This window comes from Streptomyces sp. NPDC028722 (assembly GCF_040637655.1).
In the GTDB taxonomy this organism is placed as follows: domain Bacteria; phylum Actinomycetota; class Actinomycetes; order Streptomycetales; family Streptomycetaceae; genus Streptomyces.
This window is the reverse complement of record NZ_JBEZWU010000070.1, coordinates 1-6,132: the sequence shown is the minus strand read 5'-3', so window position 1 is coordinate 6,132 and position 6,132 is coordinate 1. Positions and strand designations below refer to the sequence as shown.

General features: G+C 66.5%; 5 protein-coding genes and 1 pseudogene. 2 read left to right on the top strand and 4 right to left on the bottom strand.

Annotated elements, in window-relative coordinates; all coding sequences use genetic code 11:
* Positions 1-239: 239 nt before the first annotated feature.
* Both AB0F03_RS37665 and AB0F03_RS37660 read right to left on the bottom strand, forming a co-directional pair.
* A complete protein-coding gene (locus AB0F03_RS37665) occupies positions 240-755 on the bottom strand; it encodes an RICIN domain-containing protein (RefSeq protein WP_362000963.1) in 516 nt (171 codons plus the stop codon).
* A gap of 41 nt (positions 756-796) precedes the next feature.
* Positions 797-1,363 carry an RICIN domain-containing protein gene (locus tag AB0F03_RS37660; RefSeq protein ID WP_362000961.1) on the bottom strand — a complete coding sequence of 189 codons (567 nt, stop codon included), beginning with the start codon at positions 1,361-1,363 and terminating at the stop codon, positions 797-799.
* A gap of 384 nt (positions 1,364-1,747) precedes the next feature.
* On the opposite strand from AB0F03_RS37660, the gene AB0F03_RS37655 reads away from it, so the two are divergent.
* Both AB0F03_RS37655 and AB0F03_RS37650 read left to right on the top strand, forming a co-directional pair.
* On the top strand, positions 1,748-4,465 hold the full coding sequence (locus AB0F03_RS37655) for a BTAD domain-containing putative transcriptional regulator (RefSeq protein WP_362000959.1): 2,718 nt from the start codon (positions 1,748-1,750) through the stop codon (positions 4,463-4,465).
* A 62-nt stretch (positions 4,466-4,527) separates the two neighbouring features.
* Positions 4,528-4,863: an NUDIX hydrolase gene (locus AB0F03_RS37650; protein ID WP_362000957.1), complete on the top strand. Its 336-nt coding sequence runs from the start codon at positions 4,528-4,530 to the stop codon at positions 4,861-4,863.
* 109 nt (positions 4,864-4,972) lie between these two features.
* Here the strand turns inward: AB0F03_RS37650 and AB0F03_RS37645 are convergent.
* A pseudogene (locus tag AB0F03_RS37645) lies at positions 4,973-5,499 on the bottom strand (transposase family protein); the annotation flags it as partial.
* Positions 5,500-5,548: 49 nt separating this feature from the next.
* On the bottom strand, positions 5,549-5,902 hold the full coding sequence (locus AB0F03_RS37640) for a hypothetical protein (RefSeq protein WP_362000954.1): 354 nt from the start codon (positions 5,900-5,902) through the stop codon (positions 5,549-5,551).
* Positions 5,903-6,132 lie beyond the last annotated feature (230 nt).

Genomic DNA, 6,132 nt, shown 5'->3' with positions numbered 1-6,132 from the left:
GGAAACCAGGCAACTACCTGGCCTTCCTCGGACTCGCCGCCGCCCTGTGCTGCTACAAACGCCTCCTCAAACTGACCATGTAGGACACGGTCTTAATCCAGGGTCTTCGTCGCCCAGTGTCCCTACCTCCGCTCACAGGGCCACAGGATCACGCCGCAGCCGCGCACGCCTGTGCCGGTCCGGCCAAGCTCCGTGTCAGCGGGCCCCGCGACTTCAGCAGGCCCCGGAAGACAGCGCCGCTAGTTCAGGTAGAAGCGTTGGTTGGCGACGTTCTTGCACTTCCACAGGACGAGGCGAGCGCCGTTGCTCCTGCTTCCGCCCTCTACGTCCAGGCACAGCGCGCCGACGTGGATCTCGTAGGTGTTACGCCCGCGCAGCACCGGGTTCCAGAGCTGCTTGAACGCGCTGTGGCACGCTCGCTGCGTGACCTTGCGGCCTTTCTTGAGGTCGCCTCCGTCGAGACACTTGTTGCTGAAGTCCGACTTCACCCAGTACCGGAAGCTGCTCGAGATGAAGCTCCAGCGCTGGTTGCTCTGGCCCTGGCACGTCCACTGATCGATTTTCGCGCCGTCACTGGCATCCCAGCCGTGTACGGTGACGCACTTGCCGGGCGTGTGGGCCGGCCGGATGTAGTGCACGCCGGGAATGGGCGCGGCCGCGGCAAGCGGCACCTGGGGAACCTCTGAGGATGCCGGAGAGGCCGAGGCGGCGGGTGCCACGACCCCGAGCAGGCTTCCGCCGGCCAGCAGGCCCACCAGAAGAGTCCTAGTTTTCATCACTTCTCCCCTTTGCGTTCTCAGGCGCGCACCATCTTGAACTGCTGATTGCTGACGCTCTTGCAGCTCCACAGGACCAGCTGGGTGTTGTTGCGCTGCGACGCGCCGGGGACGTCCAGGCACTTGTGCGCCGCGTGTAAGGGCTTGAGAGCCACGTAGCCGGACAGGTTCCTGACGTGGAAGGACTGGTTGCTGCGGCTGTTGCAGTCCCACTGGACGATCTTGGTGCCGTTGGCCTTGCCGCCGCCCAGCGCATCCAGGCACTTCCCGCTGTGTTCGGCGATGACGTAGGCCACACCCCACTGGCTGGTGTAGAGCAGCCGCCAGCGTTGGTTGGACCGGTTCAGACAGGTGTACTGGTCGACGGCGGCACCCTTGGCAGTGCTGCCACCATGGACGGTCAGGCACTTGCCGCTGTGCTTCGCCTTGAAGTACCAGACGCCCCCGTCGCGCAGGACGTCCTGACCCGCAACGGATGTCGCCGGTGCCGCGATCGGCGCCGCAGCCGCCGACACGGAGATCGCCGGCAGCACCGCGACGCTCACCACGAGCGCCCCCATACCGCCGGCGAGACGGTTCATCATCATGTATCCCCCTGAAGTGTTGACCTCCCCGGCTCTCCCGCGTCGGCCGAGGCGGCTGTACCGAAATCGGACTTCTGGCCTTTTCGTCGCGAAACGAACGAGAGCGCGGTCGGCGGCGCCCTTCCCCTCGGGTCGGGGCCGGCGATCACACGGATAACTGTGGGCGGCCGCCCGGGTGCAAACCTGGTATCAATCTTGTATCCGCTGCTGAGGCGGGGTATCCAAGACGCGGGGAGCCTTGGACGCGAGGGGAACTATGGCGACGAAGCTTGGTCTGCTCGGCGGGCGTGAGGCACGTGTGGGACCAATCGTTCGGCTGGGACGTGTCTGGCGATGGGTAAGCGACGCTGGAGTGAACGATGTCCGGGAGCGTCTGGGGAGGGGATAGTGACGGCTGAGTTCCGCCTACTCGGGGACGTCGAGGCCCGTGTTGATGGCCAACTGGTTGATCTGGGACATCGTCGACAGCGGTCGGTGCTGGTCGTTCTGCTGGTGGAGGCCAATCGGATCGTGTCCGTCGACCAACTGGTCGAGCGGGTGTGGGCGGGGCGGCCCCCGCAACGCGCACGGGACACGCTCTACGGTTACTTGCACAGGTTGCGTAAAGCCTTGGCTGTCATGGCAGGGGTGGCCATCCTTCGGCAAACCGGTGGCTACCTGATCTCGGTCGATGAAGCCCTGGTCGATGTGCACCGGTTTGGTGAGCTGATACGGCAAGCGCGGGCGGCGGAGGACGACTCAGATGCGATGGCGTTGTTCGACGAAGCGTTGGCATTGTGGCGGGGCGATCCGTTCTCTGGCGTGGATACGCCCTGGCTGAACGACGTCCGGGATGTCCTGCAGAAGGAACGGTTCGCGGCCGAGCTTGACTTCACCGATCTGCGGCTGGCGCAGGGCCAGCACACGGAGTTGGTGCCCACGTTGGTCAGCCGGGCCAGCGAATATCAGTGGGATGAGCGACTGGCGGGGCAGCTGATGCTCGCTCTGTACCGGTCGGGTCGGCAGGCTGACGCCCTTGCCCGCTACGAACAGACTCGGACGCGGTTGGCCGAGGAACTCGGTCTCGATCCCAGCCCCGCCTTGCGGCAGCTGCACCAGCGGATCCTGACCGCCGACCCGGACCTGGCCGCCTCGGGGCCGCCCGCGACCGCCGCTGCCGAAGAGCCCACACCGGACACTCAACTAGATCGGGCGGCCCGCGAATTGGCCACCGCCATAACCCGGCAGTGGACCGCGGAAGCCGAGATCCGCTCATTGCACCGGCCGGCGCCGGTGCGCTTACGGTGGTCGACCACCGGCCGGGCAGTGATAGGCGCGAATGAGGTGCTCTGTGGTGACATCTCTGACGTGGCCTTGAAGTTCCGGTCGCTTCCGGTACGTCAACTGGTGGTGCTCGGCGAGCCGGGGGCAGGCAAGACCGTGCTGGCGATCTTGCTGACCCTGGGGCTGCTGGCCGACCGCACGCCGGGCGATCCGACGCCGGTACTGATGTCACTGACGTCCTGGAATCCCCAACGAGACCACCTGCACACCTGGTTGGCGCGCAGGCTGGTGGAGGAGCACCCCGGTCTGGGCAACACCAAGGCGTACGGACGCGATGCCGCGACCCGCCTGGTGACCGATGAGCGGGTGATACCGGTGCTCGACGGCCTCGACGAGACGCCACCGGGCCTGCACACCGCCGCGATCGACGCCATGGACCAGGCGATAGCGGGCGGCCGGCCACTCGTGGTGACCTGCCGCACCAACGAGTACGAGAACGCAGTCCGACACGGCGCCATCCTTGCCAGCGCCGCGGTGGTGGAGATCGAACCCGTCGAACTCGACGATGCCATCACCTTCCTCACCGCACGCCACCACCACGGCGATACCCGCTGGCAACCCGTCGTCGAACACCTGCGCCACCACCGCGACGGCCCACTTGCACAGGCGCTGTCTACCCCGCTGATGGTCGACCTCGCCCGGACGGCCTACCGCGACCCCACAAGCGACCCGAGAGAACTCCTTGATCCGCAACAGTTCCCCGACCGAGCCACGATCGAGGACCAACTGCTCGACACATGGATCCCCGCTGTTTACGCCCGACGCCCTCAACCGCCGGGACCGCAGACCGCGGCGGTCCGGAACTACGGTCCGGACCAGGCGAAACAATGGCTGACATTCCTCGCTCGCCACCTACAGCACCTGCAGACCCGCGACTTCGCCTGGGAGCACCTGGTTCGCGCGCTACCCCGGCCCGTACGAGGACTTGTCTTCAGCCTGCCCACGGCATGTCTGTTCGCGATCGCCGGCCTGCTGGCCAGAGGCCCCATCCTGGCCTGGGTCTACGGGCTTTCCACCGCCGTGGGCGGTTGTGCCGCCCACGGCTGGGGAACACGGTCAGGACCATTGCGGGTCAAGGTTCGCTTCCGGAGCACGGCGTTGCCGTTCCTCGGCCGGTTCGTGATCGGGGTGGTCATCAGTGTCGTGATCGGGGTGGTCTGGTCACTCCCGACTTGGACGGTGGTCATGCTCGCGTTCGCCTTCGGGTTCAGCATGGGACTGCACGTCTGGCTGGAGGCGCCGCGGGAGATAAGGCGTGCGTCCAGCCCGGCGACGACCCACGCTCAGGACCGTCTCGCGACAATCGCGTTCGCGTTGTCGGTGGCCGTGTCGATCGGGCTGTTCTACGGGTTCGCGATCTCCGTCAGCCAGCCGCACTCCAACCTCGGCGCGGCCGCGGACCCCTTTCACTTCGTCCGGGCATTGCCGGCCGGACTCGTGTCAGCATTGTTCGGCTGGTTCGCATTCCGGTACATCGGCAGTGTGAGCTACGGGCTCGCTGGCTTCGCCATCGGCGGCCAAGCAATGGCCCAACACATTCCGTTGAGCCTTGGCCTCGCGGCAGGAGCGGTATTCGGGCTCGCCATCGGACTCACCACGACACTGTCTCGATCGTGGGGTGTCTACCTGCTCAGCCGGGCTTGGCTCGCGCTTCTCGGGCGGACACCCCTGCGGCTGAACCAATTCCTCGAAGACGCCCACCGCCGTGGCGTGCTGCGCCAAGCCGGCTCGATCTACCAGTTCCGCCACGCTCGATTACATGACCGTCTCTCACAGACCTGACTACGATCTCTCGGCCCTGCGACCCCCTCATGTGGCGGCCATCGGTGACTATCCCGGCCTCGGTGCACGAAGCCCTCCGGCGCGAGCTATGGGAGGAGACCGGGCTGCTGGTAGGCGACCCGGTGCGGACCGCATTCCTCATGCACATCGACTCCAAGCCCTACCCTTCGGCGCTGGCCGTTGCCTTCGAGATCGACGAGTGGTCGGGGGACATCGCGCCACAGGACGACGACATCAAACAGGCCGCCTTCTTCGCCTTGCCCGATGCCCTGAAGCTGCTCGGTGAGCTGCACAGCGCAACGCAGCGGGAGCCCATCGTCGGCTATCTGACCGGGGATGTCGCGCCCGGGAAACGCTGGTCGCCCGCTGGTGACGCCAGACTGTGGCCACCACATTGAGCCGAAGCTCAGGAGTTGTCACTAGCGGGACCGGCTGCACGCCGTGCTCGGTATCGCACGGATGCACAACCTCGGCGTCGGCGCATCTTGAGGGCGATGGCGGAGAGGAAGCCAAGGTGATGTTGGTCCCGACGGCGGCCTTCGCGCCGGACTCCTCCCACGCCTTGCAGTCGTTGCGGTTGCCGGGCAGGGGTTGGCCGACCACCACGACGAGGTGGGTGTCGGCGTCAATGACGACCTGGTGGTTGGTTGAGTACCGGTAGTTCTTCGACTGCTCGGCGACGGTGTGATCGCGGTGGGCACCAGGGTGCCGTCCACGATCAGCACGGTGTCCTTCGCAAACCGCTTGCGGGGCTTGAGGGCGAGCATCGGCCCGAGATGATCGATGATCCGGTCCGCCGCCGACTTGGAAACCTCGAATAGCGGGACCAGTTGACGCATGGTCAGGTTCGTGCGCCAGTAGGCCGCGACCAGCAGTGCCCGGTCCTCCAGCGGCAGGCTCCACCGCCGGCCCCTGCGGACCGCGTCCGCACCCCCGCGCCGCAGAATCGTCACCAGTTTGCCGAACTGCCGCGGGCTCAGCCCGGTGAACGGGTCTATCCAGGACGGCTCCGACGCCGTGATCACACCAGCCACGCCGGGATCGTCGCACCGGGCCAGCGTGCTCCGTCAGCAAGCCCCCGCCTCAGCGGAACTCGTGGACCACTTGGATCTCGCCGACAATGTGGGCGTTGAAGTCGTCCAGCTCCTCGGCCGGAACCCAGAGCTCGAGGATCGTCTGCCCGCCGGCCTGCTGGATGGGATACCGGCTCAAGAACTCCGACTCGACCTGGAAACGAGTGACGAAACCGGCCCCATCGTGCTTCACGTTCCAGTCCCGCGCGATCCTGACCGCGTAGTCCTCGTTCAGGACCGGGTAGAAGATCGGCTGCTCGGGCAGCCGGGGCGGCCAGGCACGCCAGTTCAGCTGCCGAACCAGATCCAGCTCCTTGGGGCCGGTGGGGCGCCACAGGGTCGTCGTTGCTGGCTGGCCGGTCATCTGCATCGCTCTCTGAACGTAGGCCGCCGGTGCGGCGGGTCGGGAGACCAGACGATACCGGCACCGCGAACTCAGCAGCTACGCAGTTTCCGCACCCTGGCCAGTCCCGTGACCAGCAGTTACGGGACAGCCCTTACGAGCTCGTGCACGGTAGGCGGTGAGGTGTCGAGGGCTGCGGTGGGGCTCTGTGCTCACCTCTGCTGTGCCGACGTCAGGTCCGCGGTCTGCTG

Coding starts and splice junctions, on each gene's coding strand:
- AB0F03_RS37660 (WP_362000961.1), bottom strand. CDS start 1,363: ATGATGATGAACCGTCTCGCCGGCGGTATGGGGGCGCTCGTGGTGAGC.
- AB0F03_RS37640 (WP_362000954.1), bottom strand. CDS start 5,902: ATGACCGGCCAGCCAGCAACGACGACCCTGTGGCGCCCCACCGGCCCC.